The following is a 19,163-nucleotide window of genomic DNA, read 5'->3' as shown; positions in this document are numbered from 1 at the left end:
ACGGCGGCAGCCGAGCGGTACGCCGCACCACCGTGCAGCGCATCGGCACCCAGACCGGGCCAGCCAGAGCGTCCACAGTCGATTTCCACCCTGCCGTCACCGCGATCCGCGCGCCGTCCGGGACAGCGCAGATCGCCCGGGCGGGTGTCGGGATGACGCCGGCCGGGTACCTGCCCGCCAGCGATCGAGGAGGGCCGAGGTGGACGAGGACGATGCCGGGCGGACGCCCGGCGGGCCGGTGATCGGCCGAGCCGGCAACGCCCCCCGACAAGCCTGGGCCGGGCTGCCCTGGCTGGTCCGCTCGGCGGTGGTGTGGAGCGCCTGTCTGGTCGTCATCGTCGCCGGGCTGTACCTGCTCGGCCGGATCGCGATGCTGCTGGCACCGCTGGCGATCGCGCTGGCCGCCACCATCTTCCTGGCCGCGCTGCTCGATCCGGTGCTGCTCCTGCTCCGCCGGCTCCGGTTGCCCGCGTCACTGGCCGCGCTGCTGAGCATCCTGCTGCTGGTCGGTGTCCTGGTCGGTGTGGGCGTGCTGGTCTGGGACCTGACCGCCAGCCAGTTCACCGAGCTACGGCAGGAGCTGTCGCAGGGACTGGGCCGTACCCGCGACTTCGTCACCTCCACTCTGCCGGTCACCGACCAGCAGCTGGACCGGATGATCGAGCAGGCCCGGCAGGGCTTCGGGCAGAGCTCGCTCGACCCGGTGGCCGGTGCCCGGACCGCCGCCGAGGTGGCCGGCTCCGCGCTGCTCGCCCTGGTGCTGCTCTTCTTCCTGCTCAAGGACGGCCGGACGATGTGGAACTGGGTGCTCACCCGGACGACCGGCCCCAACCGCCAGGTGACGGCCGAGGCGGGCCGGATGGGCTGGCGGACGCTCGGCGCGTACAGCCGAGGGACGATGATGATCGCGGCGATCGACGCGATCGGCATCGGACTGGCGCTGGTGCTGCTCGGCGTGCCGCTGGCGCTGCCGCTCGCGCTGATCACCTTCCTCGGTGGGTTCATACCGATCATCGGCGCCACCGTGGCCGGCGCGGTGGCGGTGCTGGTGGCGCTCGCCGCCAACGGGCCGACCACGGCGCTGCTCACCCTGGCCGCGGTCATCGCCGTGCAGCAGATCGAGGGCAACCTGCTGGAACCACTGATCATGAAGCGGCAGGTCCGGCTGCACCCGGCGGTGATCCTGGTGGCGGTCACCGCCGGCACGTTGATCGCCGGCATCGCCGGCGCCTTCGTCTCGGTGCCGATCACGGCCGTCGTCTGGCGCGTCATCGACACCGTCCAACAACACCGCCGCACGACCCCACCCCCGACCCCGACCCCGCCTCCCGCCCCGGCCGGCCAGCCGGGTTGATCTTGGAGCTGGCCGGGCGGATCAGCGGTCGAGCTGGGCGGTGACCCCGGACGAGAGCGGGCGGGTCAGGACCCGGGCAGATGGGTGGCGAACCAGGCGGTGGCGGCGTCGGCGACCTGGTCGAGGGTGCCCGGCTCCTCGAAGAGGTGGGTCGCGCCGGGCACCACGCGCAGCTCAACGAGGCCGGGCAGGGCGTCGCGGGCCTGCTCGTTCAAGGTGATCACCTGCTCGTCCAGGCCACCCACCAGCAGCAGCGTCGGCGCGCGTACCGCGGCGAGGGCGGCACCGGCCAGGTCGGGCCGGCCGCCCCGGGAAACCACCGCGCGTACCTGATCGGGCCGGGCCGCCGCACCGACCAGCGCCGCAGCCGCGCCGGTGCTGGCACCGAAGAGACCGATCGGCAGCCCGCGCGTCGCCGGCTCGGCGGCCAGCCAGTCGACGATCGCCGCGAGCCGGCCGGCGAGCAGCCCGATGTCGAAGCGGAGCTCGGCGGTGCGGGCGTCCACCTCGTCCTCCTCCGGCGTCAGCAGGTCGACCAGCACGGTGCCGAGCGCCTGCCGGTTGAACACCTGGGCCACCGCCACGTTCCGCGGGCTGTGCCGGGAACTGCCGCTACCGTGCGCGAAGAGCACCACCCCGGCCGGGTCGGCGGGGAGCACCAGATCGGCCGGGAGCCCCGCGTCCCCGACCGGGACCGTCACCGCACTGCTCCGCACGTCCATGCCCCGACCTCCAGCCCGCCGGCCGGTTCGCCGGCTGCGCTGCGCATACCCCGGCCGACCCGCCGCACGCGTGGCGCCGGTCAGCCCGTCCCAGCCACCGCCGTCACACCGGCCCCGAGGCACCACGCCACCACATCGTCCCCGCCGGGTCCGCCGACCGAAACCCGGGCCACCGGGCCACCGGGCCGAGTTTGTCGACGGGCGGGTCGGGTAGCCGACAAGCGACCGCAGACCGTGTCGGCGCAGTGTGCGCCCCGACGGATCGCGAGGATCACCATGGCCCAGCAGCGGCAGACATCCCGGCAGCAACAGGCGTCCCGGCACCAGCAGAGGTCCGAGGAGGAGGGCCGGCTGCAGGCAGCCGAGCGCAACAAGGACTGGGCGGACAACGCGGCCCACGCGCGTACCGCCGACGATCCGCGGGCGATGGCACCCCGCGACGCCGCGGGCCGCCCGTCCACCGGAGACCCCGTCTGAGCTGAATGCGATGTGTGCGGCGGCCGGGGCGGGAGCAACCCGCCCCGGCCGCGTACGTCATCGGGCCCGCCGACGCCCGACGGACCACTCGCCGGTCACGGCTCGGTCTCCGGCAGCCGGAGCAGCGGGCCCCGGCCGGGCGGCTGCTCCGGAGGCGGACCGGCCGGATGGGCCGGCGGCACCGGCACGGTCACCGGTTCGCCCGGGGTGACCCGGATCGTCTCGTCGTGGTGCCGCAGCTCCACGACGTCGTCCGGATCGCTGTGGCGAAGCGCGTAGGTGGTCTGGTGCGGCCGGACATCCACTCGCAGCCGGAGCCCGCGCCACTGCAACGAGAACTCCAGCCGGCTGAGCTTGCTGGAGAGCCGGGGCGCGAAGGAGAGCATGCCGTCGTGGTCCCGCAGGCCACCCATGCCGGACACCAGGGCGATCCAGGCGCCGGCCAGCGAGGCCATGTGTACGCCGTCGCGGGTGTTCTCGTTCAGGTCGTGCAGGTCCATCAGCGCGGCCTCGCGCAGGTAGCTGTGCGCCAGTTCCGGGTGGCCGACCTCGGCGGCGAGCACCGCCTGGGTGCAGGCGGAGAGAGACGAGTCCCGCACCGTCCGGCGCTCGTAGTAGAGGAAGTTGCGCACCTTCTGCTCCGGGGTGAACGCGTCGCCCCGCCAGTGCATGGCGAGCACCAGGTCCGCCTGCTTGATCACCTGCTTGCGGTACAGGTCGAAGTAGGGGTAGTGCAGCAGCAGCGGATACTTCTCCGCCGGCGTGTAGGCGAAGTCCCACTCCTGGAGCCGGGTGAACCCCTCCACCTGCTGGTGGACGTCGACCTCCTCGTCGTACGGCAGGTGCATGGAGGCGGCCGCGTCCCGCCAGCTCGCCGCCTCCTCGTCGGTGACGCCGAGGTGCGTGGCCTGGTCCCGGTAGCGCCCGACCAGCTCAGCCGCGGTGATGAGGTTCCGCTGCGCCATCAGGTTGGTGTAGATGTTGTCGTTCTTCACCGCGGTGTACTCGTCCGGCCCGGTCACCCCGTCGATGTGGAACACCCCGTGCCGGTCGTGGTGGCCGAGGGAGCGCCACAGCCGGGCGGTCTCCACCATCAGCTCCAGCCCGATCTCCTGCTCCAACTGGGTGTCGCCGGTGACCAGGACGTAGCGGCGCAGCGCGTCGGCGATGTCGGCCGCGATGTGGAACGCCGCGGTACCCGCCGGCCAGTAGCCGGACGACTCCGGCCCCTCGATGGTCCGCCAGGGGAACGCGGCGCCCTTCAGGTTCAGCGTCTCGGCACGCTCCCGGGCCTGGTTGAGCGTGGCGTGCCGCCAGTAGAGCGCGTTGCGGACCGCGCTGGGCTGGGTGTACGTGAGCACCGGCAGGACGAACATCTCGGTGTCCCAGAACGCGTGCCCGTCGTACCCCGGGCCGGTCAGCCCCTTCGCGGCGATCGGCCGACGCTCGGCGCGCGCGCCGGCCTGGAGCACGTGGTAGAGCCCGAAGCGGACCGCCTGCTGGATCTCCGGGTCGCCCTCGACCCGCACGTCCGCCGCGTCCCAGAACTCGTCGAGGTACTCCCGCTGCTCGCGGCAGAGACCCTCCCAGCCGTCCAGGCGGGCGGCGGCCAGCGCCGCGCCCACCTGGTCGCGCAGCGCCGGCAGGGAACGGCGGCTGGACCAGCCGTAGGCCAGGTACTTGACCACCCGCAGTTTCTCGCCCGGCTTGAGCACGCAGCCGATCGTGGTGCGGACCCAGTCCTCGTACCCCTCGGACTCGATGGTGGTGCGGTCCGGGCCGTACACCTCGTGGTCCATGGCGGCGGCGACCCGCAGCCCGGAGACCTTGGTCCGGTGCACGAGCAGCCCGCCGTCCTCGGTGGTGAGCTCCTCCTCGGCCAGCAGCGGCGACTCGAGCACCGCCGCCACCCGCGGGTCCCGGCTCTGCGCCGGCAGCGACTCGTTGGCCACCAGCTCGGACTGGACGATCAGCCGCAGCGGGCCCTCCACCGCCTCGACCTCGTAGTTGATCGCGGCCACCGCCCGCTGGGTGAACGAGACCAGCCGGGTGCTGCGGACCTTGACCTCGCGGCCGGCCGGCGAGCGCCAGTGCAACTCCCGGTGCAGGGTGCCGGCGCGCATGTCGAGGGTCCGTTCGTGGGACAGCAGCTCGCCGTAGCGGACGTCCAGCGGCTCGTCGTCGACCAGCAGCCGGAGCAGCTTGCCGTTGGTGACGTTGACGATGGTCTGGCCGGACTCCGGAAAGCCGTAGCCGGCCTCGGCGTACGGCAGCGGCCGCAGCTCGTAGAAGGAGTTCAGGTACGTCCCGGGCAGACCGTGCGGCTCTCCCTCGTCCAGGTTGCCGCGCAGCCCGATGTGCCCGTTGGAGAGGGCGAAGACCGACTCCGACTGAGCCAGCACGTCCATGTCCAGCCGGATCTCCCGGACGTGCCACGGATCGACCGGATAGGCGCGTTCCCTGATCACGCGGTGTGCCCTTCGTTCAGCAGGTCGGCGAGGTCGGTGACGACCACGTCGGCGCCGTGCGCGCGCAGCTCGTCGGCCTGGCCGACCCGGTCGACCCCGACCACGTAGCCGAAGCCGCCGGCCCGCCCGGCGGCCACCCCGGCGAGCGCGTCCTCGAAGACCACGGCCTGGGCCGGCTCGACGCCGAGCAGCTTCGCCCCGGCCAGGAAGGAGTCCGGGTGAGGCTTGCCACGCAGCCCCTGGGCGCGGGCGACCAGCCCGTCCACCCGGGCCTCGAGCAGCGGCTCAAGGCCGGCGGCGGCCACCACCTCCCGGCCGTTGGCGCTGGCCGTGACGACGGCCCGGCGCAGCCCCGCCGCGGCGACCGCCTTCAGGTACGCCACCGAGCCCGGGTAGACGTCGACGCCGTGGGTGCGCAGGTGCTCCAGCAGCAGGACGTTCTTGCGGTTGCCGACCCCGTTCACCGTGTCGGCGTCCGGTGGGTCGTCGGGCGCGCCCTCGGGGAGCACGATCCCGCGGGAGGCGAGGAAGGTGCGCACCCCGTCCGCCCGGGGGCGGCCGTCGACGTACCGGTTGTAGTCCGGGCCGGGATCGAACGGCTGGTAGGGCACACCGGTGGCGGCGGCGTGGTGGCGCAGGAACGCGTCGAACGTCTCGGTCCAGGCGGCGTTGTGCACCCGGGCGGTCTGCGTCAGCACACCGTCCAGATCGAAGAGACAGGCGGTCACGTGAGCAGGTAGGCCCAGCACGGTACGAATCTAACCACCCGATCGGCCCGGCAAACCCGTTTCCGCCTGCCTGGGGCTATTGCGGGCGCAGCGTCCAGATCACCGTCATCGCCGAGGTGGGCGTGCCGTCCTCGGTGCTGATCTCGACCTCGACCGGGAACTCCGGCCGCCGGCCGGACTCCAGCTCCGCGGTCACCTCGGACGCCGGGCGTCCCAGCCGGGCGGTGGCGCGCACCGGCCCGATGGCCAGCTTGCGGTACGCGATCTCGGCCCGGACGGCCAGCGGCACCGCGCGGTCGAGGAGCTGACCGAACGCGGCCAGCACCACCGCGCCGGAGGCGGTCTCGCCGAGCGTGAACATGGCGCCGGCGTGCGGGCCGCCGACATGGTTGTGGGTGTCCGGCGAGTCGGGCAGCCGGACGACCGCCCGGACCCCACCGTCGGCTTCCGGGGCGACCTCGACGAACTCGAAGCCGAGTGTGCGGGCGAACGGCACGGCCTCGAGCATCCCGGCCGCCACCTGGCGTGAGTCGATGGACATGCCCCGACGCTACTCGCCAGTAATTTCCCAGAGCAAGACCTCCCCGACCCCCACCCCGCTCTGCCCGGCTCCACCCCCGTCCACCCCGTCGATCATGCAGTTGTGGTGCCTGACGAAAGGGGCGAGCGGCCCCATTCCTCCCACCACAACTGCATGATCGACAAGCTGCGGCAGCGCCGCGCCCGGAGTGTGCGTCAGAGGTTGGCGATGGTGCGCAGGATCTCCGCGTAGAAGTTGCCGTCGATGCTGCGGAAGAGGGCGAAATCCTGCTCCGGGTCGCCGAAGAACGGGCGCAGGGTCCAGGCCAGCTGGGTGCCGACGAAGCCGAAGAGCAGGATCCAGATGTAGAGCAGGGTCATGCTCGCCGGCCGCTGGCTCGGCTCGACGCGGCGGACCGGCGGGGTGACCCAGGGCCGCTGCGGCGACGCGTAGCCGGGCGGCGCCATCCCCGGCGGGAACGCGGGGACGACCGCGGGCTGCGGGCCGACCGCCTGCGCGGGGATCGCCGGAGCGGGCGCGGGCCCGTCCAACCCGCTCGCGGTCGCGCCGTTCGCGGCCACGCCCGCCGGCACGGCAACCGGCTCGACGGCGGCCGGCTCGACGGCGGCCGGCGCCGACGGTACGGCCACCGGGGAAGCGGCCGGTACGGCCACGGGGGCGGCGGCCGGCTCGGCCGGAGCGAGCAGGCCGTGCTGGTTGAGCACCTGCATGCCGCCGGTCAGAAAGCGCAGCCCGACGAACGCCGAGAGGGTCAGGATCGCGACGTTGAGCAGCTTGAAGAAGCCGTAGTCGGGGGCGGTGATGAGGAAGAAGAGGCTGATCGGGGCGAACGCCACGGCCAGCATCGCGGTGACCGTGATCGCCACCATCACCAGCGCCAGCGACTGGCGTACCGAGAGGCGGGCACCGAAGACCAGGTTGAACAGGTAGAGCGTGGGCAGACAGATGGCCAACGTGACCAGGAAGAGCAGCGGCAGCTTCACCGCCGAGGTCAACGCCATCAGGGGGCTGTGGAATGCGCCGAGCACAGCGCCGTAGCAGGCCAGCGCGATCGCGGAGCTGGCCAGCATCCGGCCGGTCAGCGCGTTCAGGTCGCGCTCGGCCACGATCTGCTGCCAGATGCCCTCGCGGTCACGCAGGATGCGCTCGATGACGAGCGGATTCGGACGGTCACCCGACACGGGCGCACCCCTCTCGGTTGTTGCCATGTGGACTCCGGTCGCCGAACCGTAGGGCACCGGTTCGATTCAGCGCCACCCCACGTCGATGCGATCGCCCCGCTCGTCGAAGAAGTGCAAAGCGTCCATGCGTACCCGGACGGAGAGCGGGTGCCCCGTGGAGACCGCCGGGTAGGGAGCGAGGCGCACCGCCAACTCGGCCGGGCGCCGATGGTGCCGCCCCGGGTCGGGCAGCACGCTCGTCCGGGTGCCACGCGCGGCCGGCTCCGTGGCGGCGTCCGTCGGCTTGCTGGCGAAGCGCTGCATCACCTGGCCGAACCGGCGCAGCCCGCGCTGGCCGGCGTCCAGGGTGTTGCCACCCCGGCTGCCCATCTCGTCGACCACGATCGCGGTCGCGCCGATGTCGAGGAAGGCCAGCGACTCGTGACCGTGGTGCTCCAGGTAGCGGATCCGGCCGTGCAGCACGTCGCCCGGGCTGTCCGGCGCCACCGGGGTGAGGGCCTCGGCCCGCATCCCGACCACGATCCGCTCGCCGTGGTAGTGCGCCACCGCCCGGCTGCGGATGTCGTCCCACGGCAGGTAGAGCGCCTGCTCGCCGAGGGTGAGCGTGACGTACCGGTCGAGGTGGACGTAGACCGACGCCTCCAGCAGGTTCATTCGCGGGCTGCCGAGGAACGCGGCCACGTAGAGGGTGGCCGGGCGGCCGTACACCTGGGTGGGGGTGCCGACGTCCTGGAGGACGCCGCGGCGCATGATCGCCACCCGATCGGCCATGGTGAGCGCCTCGGCCTGGTCGTGCGTGACGTAGATGGTGGTGACTCCCAGCTCGCGGGTCAGCCCGGAGATCTCCGCGCGCAGCTCGGCGCGCAGCCCGCTGTCGAGGTTGGACAGCGGCTCGTCCATCAGGAAGAGCCCGGGACGGCGGACGATCGCCCGGCCCATCGCCACCCGCTGGCGCTGCCCGCCGGAGAGCTGGCCCGGTCGGCGGCCGAGCACGTCGCCGATGCCGAGCGCGCTGGCCACGTCGCTGACCCGCTCGCCGCGCGGCTCCGGCTCCATCCCGGCCAGCCGCAGCGGGAAGGCGATGTTGTCGCCGACGGTCATGTGCGGATAGAGCGCGAAGTCCTGGAAGACCATGGCGATCTTCCGGTCCCGTGGCGACAGGTCGTTGGCCAGCTCGCCGTCGAGCAGGATGGCCCCGCTGGTCGGGTCCTCCAGGCCGGCGATCATCCGCAGCACCGTCGACTTTCCACAGCCGGACGGGCCGAGCAGCACCATGAACTCACCGTCGGTGACGTCGAGGTTGATGCTGTCGACCGCGACTGTGCCGTCCTTGAAGACCTTGGTGACATCCTTGAGCGCGACGGTTGACACCGTCACCTCCCCCAGCTCGTCCGACGAACCCCCCGAATGACTGTGACCAAGATCATGCCCCCCGCACATCGGGTAAACGTGCCATGTTCAGTCAGTGACGGTCCTGTTACGACCTCATCGAACACCGACTATCCCCTCGCGGGCGGACGTCAGCAGGAACGGCGCGCCTCCACCGGCTCGCCGAGGAAGACCGTGCGGACCACCCGCTCCGCCGCCCGCCCGTCGTCCAGCGCACAGAACCGGGCCCGGAACTGCTGTCGCGCCTTGGCCGCGGACTCCGAGCGGACCTCGCCGCTCCGGAACAGCTCGATCAGGTCGGCGAAGGTCAGCGCCACCGCGCCCGGCGGTTCCTCGGTCACGTCGAAGTAGACCCCCCGGGCCAGCCGGTACGCCTCCCAGTCCGGCGCGTAGAGCACGATCGGCCGGTCCAGGACCGCGTAGTCGAACATCGCCGACGAGTAGTCGGTCACCAGCACGTCGGCGACCAGGTACAGGTCCTCCACCCGCTGGTGCGAGCTGACGTCGTGGATCCGCTCCCGCTCGGCCGGCCGACGCGGGCGGCGATCCCGGTCGTGGAAGTAGTGGCTACGCATCAGCAACCGGCCGGACGGCCCGAGCGCCTCCAGGAACCGGTCCGGGTCGAACGGCGGCCGGTAGCGCGCCAGGTGTTCGCGGTGCGTCGGCGCGTACAGCACCACCTGCTCGGCCGGGCCGATCCCCAGCTCCGCGCGGAGCTGTAACACGTCCTCGGCGGTCGCCGTGACCAGCCGGTCGTTGCGCGGGTAGCCGACCTCCAGCGTGGTGTACGTGGCTGGGTACGCCCGGTCCCACATCTGGGTGGAGAAGCTGTTCGAGGTGATGCTGTAGTCCCAGCGGTCCACCCGGCGCAGCAGGCCGGCGAAGTCCATCCGTCCGGCGCCGATCGGGTACCGCTGCTGGTCGAGCCCCATCACCTTGACCGGCGTGCCGTGGTGGGTCTGCACGTGCACCGAACCGGGCCGCTTGCGGACGAAGTCCGGGAAGTTGACGTTGTTGACCAGCCAGCGGGCCCGGGCGAGCATCCGGTAGTAGGCCGGGGTCCCGGCCACCACGTACTCCACCCCCGGCGGGAGGGTGTCGACCCGGTCCCGGCGGACGATCCACACGCCGCGGATCTCCGGCGCCAGCCGGCGGGCCGTCTCGTGGATCGCCGCCGGATTGCAGGCGTACCCCCGGTACCAGTACGCGGCGTAGACGGCGAGCGACGGGTCGATCGGGCGGCGCAGCTCCGCCCGGTAGTACTCCCGGAACAGCACGTCGCGGGCGCGACGGGCGTTGCGGCGGGCCACCGGCGTCACCCGCCGCTTGGCGGTCCGCGCCGATCGCCGGGCGGCGTCGCGGGCCCGGTTGGCGGCGCGCAACGCGCTGAACGTCCGCCATCGACCGGCCGCGACCAGCCGGTGCTTGAGCCCCTCCACCCCGTCCGGCGCCGGGTAGCCGCCGGCCGGCAGCCAGCGGGCGTAGTCGGCGGTGATCTGGGCGAAGAAGGCCGGACGCAGCTCCGGGGCGATCCGCTGCCCGTTGCCGAGCACGGTCAGGTAGTGCCAGATCATCCGCTCGAAGACCGCCGGGCGCAGCTCGTCGACGGCCGGACCCCAGCGCTCCATCAGCTGGAACACCCGGTGCCACTGCGGAAACACCTCGAAGTGCCGGTCACCCCGGGTCCGGGTGATCGCCCCGGCCCGACGCTGCCGGTAGTTCACACAGACCCGGTCCAGCACGCCGATCCGGTCCGCGGCCATCAGCACCGGGTAGCTGAACGACACGTCCTCGTACCAGCCGGGCTCGAAGCGCAGACCGAGATCGAGCAGGAACTTCCGGCGGACCAGCCGGTTCCACGCGGTGTGCAGCAGCCGCATCGCCGCCGGCCGCTCACGCAGCCGGAACGTCCCCTCCCCGGGCGGCTCGGGGAAGACCTCGCGCATCGCGCTGCGGGTCACGGTGTCGTTCCAGTGGGTCCGGACGTGGTCGACGAGCAGCACGTCCGGTCGGGTGGCGTGCAGCCGGGCGGCCACCTCCGGCAGGCAGTCCGGTGCCAGCCAATCGTCTCCGTCGACAAACCAGACGTACTCGCCGGTGGCCCGGTCCAGCCCGATGTTGCGGGCCGGACCGAGCCCCGCGTTCTCGGTCAGCCGGACCGGGCGGACCCGCTGGTCACGCGCCGCGTACTCGGCGATGATCTCGCCGCTGTCGTCCGGCGAGCAGTCGTCGACCCCGATCACCTCGAGGTCGGTGAAGGGCTGGCCGAGGATCGAGTCGAGGCACTCGCGCAGGTAGCCCTGCACCCGGAAGGCCGGAACGACGAAGCTGATCAGGGTCATCCGGCCTTCCCCTCCGTCAGCCCGGCGCGCCGCCTCCCGTCCGCACCGGGACCGCCGACGCCCGCGCCGCGCGGGCCGGCAGGACGACCCAGGCCAGGACGACGCTCGCCACAAAAACCACGAGAAGGTACGTACCGAGTGTAGCCATCCCGATACCCGCGAACCCGACGATTGCCGCCAGGGCCAGCAGCACCGAGCGCCCCTCCCAGCCCAGCGTGGCGTCGTGCAACGGCGGTGCCGCCTGCCGCTTCTCCAGCCGGGCCGTGAGGTCGTAGTGGTGCACGGTGAGCACGAAGACGTAGCCGAAGATCAGCCACGGCGGGACGTCCCCGACCACCCCGACGGTGATCGCGAAGAGGTACTCGCCGGCCCGCAGCGCCGCCGGTACCAGCCAGTCCAGCGGGCCGTTGTGCGCCGCCCGGGCACCCAGGCCGCCGACGAGCAGCACCAGCAGGGCCACCGGCAGCCACCAGCGCAGCCCGGTGGCCGAGCCGTCGCCGTACGCGGACACCAGCGCCGCGACCAGCAGGGCCGCCGGACCGAGCGCCGCGATCACGGCCAGGGTGAGCGGCCCCATCGGGCGGACCACCGGCAGCCGGACGGCCAGCGGCCCGTCGTCGCGGTGCAGTGTGGCGTCGACGGTGTCCAGCACCGGAACCCACATCCAGCGCGCCCGCAGGGTACGCAGCGCACCGGTGTACGCGAACGCCAGCGTGCCCCAGACCAGCACCGCGACCAGGCTGACCAGCGGGTTGAACAGCGCCACGGTCAGCGCGATCAACGCCCACCGCTCGCCGATCGGGAAGACCACGGTCCGCTTCAGCCAGTACGACAGCGAACCGGTGTCCGCCTGCACCCGGGTTGACGCGGCGTTCAGCCGGTCACCGATGCCGCCACCGCCGCCACCGGCGGTACGCGGCCGGCGCGCCGCCTCGTCGTGCAGCACCCCGTACCAGGTGTCGGTCATGTGCCGCACGGTCTGCAGGGTCATCGCGGCGATCGCCAGCGCCCAGCCGTTGCCCAGCCCGGCGTGGGCCACCCCGAAGCCCAGACCGGCGTAGACCAGGTACTCCTTGGCCCGGTCGGCCATGGTGTCCAGCCAGCCGCCCCAGGCGCTGAAGTTGCGGGTGTACCGGGCCAGCTGACCGTCCACGCAGTCCAGCACGAAGCCGAGGTAGAGCAGCACCGCCCCGCCGACCAGCGCCAACCGGCCGCCGACGCCGAACAGCACCGCGGCGGCCAGCGCGAAGAGCACCGAGATGACCGTGACTCCGGTCGGGGTGAGCCGCAGCCGGGCCGCCAACCGCACCACGTACGGCGACCAGGTGCTGACGAAGTAGGTGGAGAAGAAGTCGTCCCGCTCCTTCACCGAGAGTCGCAGCTCGGCCCGGTCCTCGTCGACCGCGGTCACCGCCGCCTCGGCGGTGGCCAACCCGGCCGCGTCGGCGACCCGGTGCGCGACGAGCAGCCGTACCCGCTGGGCGAAGACCAGCGTGCCGAGCGCGGTGAGCCCGGCGAAGAGCCGGTCCACCGCGGAGCCAGGGCCACCCGCGGCGACCGACGCGGGAGATCCGCCCCCGCCGGCCATGGGCAGCGGCGCCACGTCCCCGGCCGGGCCGAGCGGCGTGGCGACGGGCAGCACGCCGGCCGCCGCGGCCCGGGCGGCGGCGCCGAGATTCGGAAGGTCGTCCACGCCGACCCGCAGCGCGCCGCCGAAGACGCCGGTGGCGTCGCCGTCGAGCGCGCCGACCGGGCCGGCGACGACCACCTGGCCGCGCTCCTCGCGCACCGCGGTCCGGCCGGGTACCGGCGGGTCGGTGAGCACCAGCGCCACCGTCGGCCCCACCGGGCTGGTGGCCAGATGCCGCAGTACGGCGGTGTGCGCGACCAGGTCGGCGCCGGTGACCAGCAGCGGCCCGGTGGCGGAGTCGGCGAGCCCGGCCAGCTCGTCGAGGTCGGCGGCGAAGCGCACCTGGTCCGCGCCGGCGCGGCGCAACTGGGCGGCGAGCCGGTCGGCCAGCGGCTCGCCGGTCGCGGTGCTCAGGCCCGCCGCGGGCGTGCCGGCGGCGAGCACGATCGCGAGCATCACCGCGGAACCGCGGCGTGGTACGCGTCGAGCGCCTCGGCGATGGTGCCGTCGAGCGTCAACCGGCCCGCGTCGAGGTAGAGCCCCCGACGGCAGAACCGGGTCAGGTCCTTTTCGTTGTGTGACACCAGCACCAGCGTGCGCCCCTCCCCGAGCAGACGATCAATCGTCGCGTAACACTTCTTGCGGAACTCCGCGTCGCCGACCGCGGTCACCTCGTCCATCAGCAGGATCGGGTGCGGCAGGTGGGAGATGATCGCGAAGCCGAGCCGTACCTTCATCCCGGACGAGTAGTGCCGCACCGACGTGTCGATGGCCCGCTCCACCTGCTCGCCGGCGAACGAGACGATCTCGTCGAAGTGCCGCTTCAGGTAGCCGGCCGAGAGTCCGTGCAGGCCGCCGACCAGGTGCAGGTTCTCCCGCCCGCTCAGGTCGTTGGAGAACCCGGCGGAGAGCTCCAGCAGCGGCGCGACGTCGCCGCGGACCTGGATGCTTCCCTCGTCCGGGATCAGCACCCCGGCGATCAGCCGCAGCAGGGTGCTCTTGCCGGTGCCGTTGCGGCCGATCACGCCGACCGTCTCGCCGGCGTTGATCTGGAACGACACGTCGCGGAGCGGCCAGAACTGGCCAGCCGGGGCGTTGCGCCCGCCGCGATGGATGAACAGCTCGCGCAGCCGCAGCTGGCGGCGCCGGTTGCGGACGAACCGGATGCCGAGCCCGTCCGCCTCGATGATCGGGTCGGCCATCTCTACAGTTCCTTGAGCACGGCGGGTTCGAGCCGGCGGAACGACCACCAGCCGGCGGCCAGCACCAGCAGGCTGCCGACGACGGTGGTGGCGAGCAGCCGCGCGTCCGGGAACTCGTCCGGATACCAGACCGAGTGGTGCAGTTGGAAGATGCCGACCAGCGGGTTCAGCTCGTACCCCACCTTCAGCCAGCCGGGCAGGTCGGACTCCCGGACCAGGCTCAGCGGATAGATGATCGGCGTGGCGTAGAAGAGCACCCGGATGATGAGGCGCATGAACCGCTCGACGTCGCGCATCAGCACGTTGAAGGCGGAGAGCAGCAGGGCCAGCCCGATCAGCAGGGTGCCCTGGACGGCCACCGCGAGCGGCAGCGCCAGCAGCGACCAGCCCAGCTCGACCCGGCCGTGCGCGGCGTAGACCAGCGCGACGGCGATCAGGATCGGCAGGCCGGCGGCGTACTCGGCGAACCGGCCGGTGACCCGGCCGATCGGGAAGACCTGCCGGGGCACGTTCATCGTGGTGATCAACCGTGACTGGCCGGTGAGCGCGTTGGTCGCCTCGCTCAACGCCGAACTGGTCCACATCCAGGCGAAGATCCCGGTGATCAGGAAGAGGGGGTACGACTCGGCCGCGTCGCCCAGGTGCCGTCCGGTGTCCCGGGAGTAGAGGACGCCGAAGACGAACCAGTAGATCGCCCCCATGCCGAGCGGCTCGATCAGTGACCAGAAGTAGCCGAGCACGGACTGCTGGTACTTGACCGCAAGGTCGCGCTTGACCAGGATGCGCAGGGAGTTGCGGTGCGACCACAACGCCGCGACGCCAGAGGTCACCGCCGCCTCCCGCCTTCGAAACGGACGACAGGTTAGCAGTCGGTGAACGTATGCCCCTCGTCGGGCGCGCTCAGCACTCGATCACATTGACGGCCAGACCGCCCCGTGCCGTCTCCTTGTACTTGACCTTCATGTCCGCGCCGGTCTCCCGCATGGTCTTGATGACCTTGTCGAGCGAGACGGCGTGCACCCCGTCACCGCGCAGCGCGAGCCGGGCTGCCGTGATCGCCTTGATGCTAGCCACCGCGTTCCGCTCGATGCAGGGGATCTGCACCAGCCCACCGACCGGGTCGCAGGTCAGACCGAGATTGTGTTCCATGCCGATCTCCGCCGCGTTCTCCACCTGCTCGGGGGTGCCGCCCAGCGCCTCGGCCAGGCCGGCCGCGGCCATCGAACAGGCCGACCCCACCTCACCCTGGCAGCCGACCTCGGCTCCGGAGATCGAGGCGTTCTCCTTGAACAGCACACCGATCGCGCCGGCCGCCAGCAGGAACCGGACCACGCCCTCGTCGGAGGCGCCGGGCACGAACCGGGTGTAGTAGTGCAGCACCGCGGGGATGATGCCGGCCGCGCCGTTGGTCGGCGCGGTGACCACCCGGCCGCCGGCGGCGTTCTCCTCGTTGACCGCCAGCGCGAAGAGGGTGACCCAGTCCATCACCCGCAGCGGGTCGCTGCCGCCGGTCTCCGCCTCCAGGCTGCGCCGCAGCTCCGCGGCGCGCCGGCGGACCTTCAGCCCGCCGGGGAGTACGCCGTCGCGCTCGCAGCCCTGCTCCACGCACTCGCGCATCACCCGCCAGATCTCCAGCAGACCGTCGCGCACCTCGCGCTCGCTGCGCCAGGAGAGCTCGTTGGCGAGCATCACCTCGCTGATCGACAGGCCGGTGTCAGTGGTGATCTTCAGCAGCTCCGCGCCGGTGAGGAACGGGTGCCGCACCCGGGTGGTGTCCGGCGTGATCCGGTCCGCGCCGGCCGCCGCCTCGTCCACCACGAACCCGCCGCCGACCGAGTAGTACGTGCGCGAGCGCAGCTCCGCGCCGGTGTCGTCGTACGCGACGAAGGTCATCCCGTTCGGGTGGTACGGCAGCGAGCGTCGACGGTGCAGCACCAGATCACGGTCCGGGTCGAAGTCGATCTCGTGCGCGTCGAGCAGGCCGATCCGCCGCTCGGCGCGGATCCGGGCGACCCGGGGCGCCACGCTGTCGGTGTCGACGGTCTCCGGCGCCTCCCCGGCCAGCCCGAGCAGGACGGCCCGGTCGCTGCCGTGCCCGTGCCCGGTCGCGCCGAGCGAGCCGAAGAGTTCGGCCTGCACCCGGGCGGTCGCCGCGAGCAACCCGTCGGCCTTGAGCCCGGTGACGAACGTCCGGGCGGCCCGCATCGGCCCCACCGTGTGCGAGCTGGACGGCCCGATGCCGACGCTGAAGAGGTCGAAAACACTGATCATGGCTGCGCTTCCTCGCCGTCGTCCCCGTGGTGCGGGGTCCGGCCCGGTCGTGCCGCCCGGGTCCGGGCGGCCGGCGGGCGCCCGGGGTGTGGGTGCCCAACCTGCGAGCCTACCCGCCCAGGTCACCCGCCAACCGAACGCCGCCGGGACCACGGGTGAACGCCCGGGGAGCCGTGCCCACGCGATCGACGAAGCGTCGGGGCCGGCCGGGCCGGGTAATCACCTACGGGTACCGGGGTCACCGATCGTCCTGTGGGCTGAGGGCGTGGTGGCCACCCCTTCCTACCGTGGATTTCAGAGCGGCGTACCGCCGCAGAGTGGGAGTGACGACGATGAGTCGCAAACTGGTCCGGCCCCGCCAGGGGCGCATGTTCGCCGGTGTCTGCGCCGGCCTGGCTCAGCGGTTCGGCGTGTCCGCCGGCTTCGTCCGGCTGCTGTTCCTGCTGTCGCTGCTGCTGCCCGGCACCCAGGTGATCGTCTACCTGGTGCTATGGCTCCTGATGCCGAACGAGGACCGCTACCTGGCCACCACCCGCCACTGACCGACCGCACCGACCCGGCCCGCCCGCCGCCCGCCGCCCGGATCGAGGGGACAACTTCCCTGAAGTAGCGGCCTCCGCCGACGAGGAAGCAGCAACTTCCCTGAAGTTGTGTGGATCATGAGGAAGGCGCGGCGGGGTGGCCGGGGGCGCGGCGGACGGCCGGGGGCGCGGCGGGGTTGGACAGGCGGCGGCGCCCGTCCCGGGTCGTCGGGGCGGGCGCCGTCGGCGCTCCGGTCAGGGGGCGACGTAGGTGATGGTCACCCGCTCGTAGCCGAGCGAGCGGAGCAGCCCCTCCAGCATCTTGCGGGTGTTCTCCTCGGCCCGGGCACCGAGCCCGCTGTCCCGGGCGGCGGCGGTGATCCGCTCCTCGGCGAGCCGGTAGACCTCCTGCTGCCGGTTGGGATCGCTGGCGAACACGTCGCCCAGCCGGTTGAGCAGGCCGCGCTTCTCGGCGAAGACGTAGCTCTTCTCCAGGTCGAGGTTGGTCTCGCCGAGCTGCGGCGCCGGCAACTTGATCTCGACCGACTTGCCGTCGGCCGACTCGACCACCGCACCGTCGGCGATCTTCGCGAAGTCCACGTACGCCTCGACGCTGCCCGCCCCCACGAAGAGGGTGCGCTCGTTGAGCAGGAACTCGGGCACGTACTTCCGGTCGGTCTGCAGGTCGACCACCACCTGGAAGTTGCCCTCGGCCGCGACGTAGCGGCTGAGGTCCTGGATCGACTTCAGCAGCGTCGGCTGGCTCCGGTCGGTCTGCTGCTCGGCGAAGGGGTTGCGGAAGCTGGGCCAGAGCCCGCTGCCCTGCACCCCGAGCAGCACGACCACCGCGAGCGCCGCCGCGCCGAGCACCCAGAGCAGGCCCTTCGCGGGCCCGCCGGAGGAGCTCGGCGGCGTCGTCGGCGGCTCGGGTGTGACGTCGGAGCGAACCTTGAGCGCGTCGCCGGTGGGGTATCCCGGGAACTCCGTGGTGGGCTCGTTGCTGTCACCGTCGCGGGCCATCGCCCTCACCGTCCTCGTCAGACATAGCCGTCTGAGAATGACAGTACGTCCGCCGTACGACAGGCGCGCGCCGAGTGGCCCGATGCGACATCGCCGCAGGTCAGCGCGGGTGGCGTGCGGGTCAGGCGAAGGCGCTGATCCCGGTCAGCCGCTGCCCGATCACCAGCTGGTGGATCTCCGACGTGCCCTCGTAGGTGAGCACGCTCTCCAGGTTGTTGGCGTGCCGCATCACCGGGTACTCGCCGGACACGCCGTTGGCGCCCAGGATCGTGCGGCACTGCCGGGCGATGCCCAGCGCCTCCCGTACGTTGTTCAGTTTGCCGACGCTGACCTGCTCGGGGCGGAGCCGGCCGGCGTCGGCGAGCCGGCCGAGGTGCAGCGCCAGCAGGTAGCCCTTCTCCAGCTCGACCGCCATGTCGGCGAGCTTGGCCTGGGTGAGCTGGAAACCGGCCAGCGGCCGGCCGAACTGGGTGCGGGTGCCGGCGTACGCCAGGGTCATCTCCAGGCACTCGCGGGCCGCGCCCAGCGCACCCCAGACGATGCCGTGCCGGGCCTCGGTGAGGCAGCTCAGCGGCGCCTTGAGCCCGACCGCCTCGGGCAGTCGCGCATCCGCCGGGAGCCGGACGTCGTCGAGCACGATCTCCCCGGTCACCGACGCCCGCAGCGACATCTTGTGCCGGATCTCCCGCGCGCTCACGCCCGGCGTGTCCATCGGTACGGCGAAACCTCGCACCCCGTCGTCGGTGCGCGCCCAGATCACCCCGACATCGGCGATCGGGGCGTTGGTGATCCACATCTTGCCGCCGGTGAGCACCCAGTCGTCGCCGTCGCGGCGGGCCCGGGTGGTCATCGAGGCCGGGTCGGAGCCGTGGTCGGGCTCGGTCAGCCCGAAGCAGCCGATCGCCTCGCCGGTGGCCATCGACGGCAGCCAGCGCGTCTTCTGTTCCTCGCTGCCGTAGCGCCAGATGGCGTACATGGCCAGCGAGCCCTGCACCGAGACCAGCGAGCGGATGCCCGAGTCGCCGGCCTCCAGCTCCAGGCAGGCCAGCCCGTACGCGACGGCCGACGCGCCGGGGCAGCCGTAGCCGGTCAGGTGCATGCCGAGCAGGCCGAGCTTGCCGAACTCGCGGGCCAGCTCGCGGGCGGGCACCTGGCCCTCCTCGTACCAGCCGGCCACGTGCGGGCGGACCCGGTCGTCGACCAGCTGGCGCACGACGGCGCGGATCTGCCGCTCCTCCTCGCTGAGCGAGGAGTCCAGGTCGAGCAGGTCGAGCGGGGCGTTGGGGCGCGAGCTCATGGCAGCACCCTAACGAAGGC

The 19,163-nt window shown here is 72.4% G+C and carries 16 protein-coding genes; 3 read left to right on the top strand and 13 right to left on the bottom strand.

Features of this window, described 5'->3' with window-relative positions; translation table 11 throughout:
- Positions 1-199 precede the first annotated feature (199 nt).
- Positions 200-1,354, top strand: coding sequence for an AI-2E family transporter (locus ACIP9D_RS07535; RefSeq protein ID WP_350867835.1), 1,155 nt, complete (start codon positions 200-202; stop codon positions 1,352-1,354).
- 65 nt (positions 1,355-1,419) lie between these two features.
- On the opposite strand, the gene ACIP9D_RS07530 is transcribed toward ACIP9D_RS07535, so the two are convergent.
- Positions 1,420-2,076 carry a dienelactone hydrolase family protein gene (locus ACIP9D_RS07530; RefSeq protein ID WP_350867837.1) on the bottom strand — a complete coding sequence of 219 codons (657 nt, stop codon included), beginning with the start codon at positions 2,074-2,076 and terminating at the stop codon, positions 1,420-1,422.
- 276 nt (positions 2,077-2,352) lie between these two features.
- Here ACIP9D_RS07530 and ACIP9D_RS07525 point away from each other — a divergent pair, with 276 nt between their 5' ends.
- The gene (locus tag ACIP9D_RS07525; protein ID WP_350867838.1) at positions 2,353-2,553 is read left to right on the top strand and encodes a hypothetical protein; all 201 of its coding nucleotides are present in this window, start codon (positions 2,353-2,355) and stop codon (positions 2,551-2,553) included.
- Positions 2,554-2,648: 95 nt separating this feature from the next.
- On the opposite strand, the gene ACIP9D_RS07520 is transcribed toward ACIP9D_RS07525, so the two are convergent.
- From ACIP9D_RS07520 to ACIP9D_RS07475, 10 genes are all read right to left on the bottom strand, one after another.
- On the bottom strand, positions 2,649-5,021 hold the full coding sequence (locus ACIP9D_RS07520) for a glycoside hydrolase family 65 protein (RefSeq protein ID WP_350867840.1): 2,373 nt from the start codon (positions 5,019-5,021) through the stop codon (positions 2,649-2,651).
- Positions 5,018-5,770: a beta-phosphoglucomutase family hydrolase gene (locus ACIP9D_RS07515; RefSeq protein ID WP_350867842.1), complete on the bottom strand. Its 753-nt coding sequence runs from the start codon at positions 5,768-5,770 to the stop codon at positions 5,018-5,020. The genes ACIP9D_RS07520 and ACIP9D_RS07515 overlap by 4 nt, the downstream gene beginning before the upstream one ends.
- Positions 5,771-5,825: 55 nt before the next feature.
- Positions 5,826-6,290, bottom strand: coding sequence for a DUF4442 domain-containing protein (locus ACIP9D_RS07510; RefSeq protein ID WP_350867844.1), 465 nt, complete (start codon positions 6,288-6,290; stop codon positions 5,826-5,828).
- Positions 6,291-6,484: 194 nt separating this feature from the next.
- Positions 6,485-7,471 (bottom strand): hypothetical protein, encoded by a 987-nt coding sequence (locus ACIP9D_RS07505; protein WP_350867846.1) that lies wholly within the window; start codon positions 7,469-7,471, stop codon positions 6,485-6,487.
- A gap of 66 nt (positions 7,472-7,537) precedes the next feature.
- Positions 7,538-8,842, bottom strand: a complete 1,305-nt coding sequence (locus ACIP9D_RS07500) for an ABC transporter ATP-binding protein (RefSeq protein ID WP_350867848.1) — start codon at positions 8,840-8,842, stop codon at positions 7,538-7,540.
- A gap of 149 nt (positions 8,843-8,991) precedes the next feature.
- Positions 8,992-11,202 (bottom strand): bifunctional glycosyltransferase family 2 protein/CDP-glycerol:glycerophosphate glycerophosphotransferase, encoded by a 2,211-nt coding sequence (locus ACIP9D_RS07495; protein WP_350867850.1) that lies wholly within the window; start codon positions 11,200-11,202, stop codon positions 8,992-8,994.
- A 16-nt stretch (positions 11,203-11,218) separates the two neighbouring features.
- Positions 11,219-13,291, bottom strand: coding sequence for a DUF5941 domain-containing protein (locus tag ACIP9D_RS07490; protein WP_350867852.1), 2,073 nt, complete (start codon positions 13,289-13,291; stop codon positions 11,219-11,221).
- Positions 13,288-14,034, bottom strand: a complete 747-nt coding sequence (locus ACIP9D_RS07485) for an ABC transporter ATP-binding protein (protein WP_350867853.1) — start codon at positions 14,032-14,034, stop codon at positions 13,288-13,290. The genes ACIP9D_RS07490 and ACIP9D_RS07485 overlap by 4 nt, the downstream gene beginning before the upstream one ends.
- Positions 14,035-14,036: 2 nt before the next feature.
- Positions 14,037-14,864: an ABC transporter permease gene (locus ACIP9D_RS07480; RefSeq protein WP_350867854.1), complete on the bottom strand. Its 828-nt coding sequence runs from the start codon at positions 14,862-14,864 to the stop codon at positions 14,037-14,039.
- 70 nt (positions 14,865-14,934) lie between these two features.
- Positions 14,935-16,305, bottom strand: coding sequence for an L-serine ammonia-lyase (locus ACIP9D_RS07475; RefSeq protein WP_350867856.1), 1,371 nt, complete (start codon positions 16,303-16,305; stop codon positions 14,935-14,937).
- 332 nt (positions 16,306-16,637) lie between these two features.
- Here ACIP9D_RS07475 and ACIP9D_RS07470 point away from each other — a divergent pair, with 332 nt between their 5' ends.
- Positions 16,638-16,847, top strand: coding sequence for a PspC domain-containing protein (locus ACIP9D_RS07470; protein ID WP_350867857.1), 210 nt, complete (start codon positions 16,638-16,640; stop codon positions 16,845-16,847).
- Positions 16,848-17,081: 234 nt separating this feature from the next.
- Here the strand turns inward: ACIP9D_RS07470 and ACIP9D_RS07465 are convergent, their stop codons facing one another.
- Both ACIP9D_RS07465 and ACIP9D_RS07460 read right to left on the bottom strand, forming a co-directional pair.
- On the bottom strand, positions 17,082-17,846 hold the full coding sequence (locus ACIP9D_RS07465; RefSeq protein ID WP_350867858.1) for a DUF4230 domain-containing protein: 765 nt from the start codon (positions 17,844-17,846) through the stop codon (positions 17,082-17,084).
- A 121-nt stretch (positions 17,847-17,967) separates the two neighbouring features.
- On the bottom strand, positions 17,968-19,143 hold the full coding sequence (locus ACIP9D_RS07460) for an acyl-CoA dehydrogenase family protein (protein WP_350867860.1): 1,176 nt from the start codon (positions 19,141-19,143) through the stop codon (positions 17,968-17,970).
- Between the last annotated feature and the right edge of the window lie 20 nt (positions 19,144-19,163).

It is taken from the genome of Micromonospora sp. NPDC093243 (assembly GCF_044753725.1).
Classification (GTDB): Bacteria; Actinomycetota; Actinomycetes; order Mycobacteriales; family Micromonosporaceae; genus Micromonospora.
The sequence above is the reverse complement of the archived record's forward strand: the minus strand, read 5'-3'. Positions and strand labels throughout refer to the sequence as shown.